Genomic DNA, 258 nt, shown 5'->3' on the forward strand with positions numbered 1-258 from the left:
GCACTTGGTTCTCAGATCGGTGCACCTGAGTCCGTACGGCGCCGCTGTGACGTTGCGGGTCGAGTTCCCGCGCTTTCCGGACCTCGCTCCGCCGGACTGGACCGAAGCCGGCTGTGACCGGTTCGAGGCTCAGATCGAGTTCATCGCTGTGGGCGAGGACCTGCGGATGCGGGGTGTTCCCAAGAGCACCGTGGTCGACATCGACCTCGGTCCCCACGCCCAGTCCCTGGAGCGCCGGGTCAGGGTCGCGGTGAGCGG

1 protein-coding gene is annotated in these 258 nt (G+C 67.8%); it reads left to right on the plus strand.

Annotated elements, in window-relative coordinates:
• Nucleotides 1–258: immunity 50 family protein (locus KVT34_RS30535; protein WP_217563325.1), on the plus strand; the 258-nt coding region annotated here is incomplete at both ends.

The organism is Paenibacillus sp. GbtcB18 (assembly GCF_019091125.1).
Taxonomy (GTDB): Bacteria; Bacillota; Bacilli; order Paenibacillales; family NBRC-103111; genus Paenibacillus_F; species Paenibacillus_F chitinolyticus.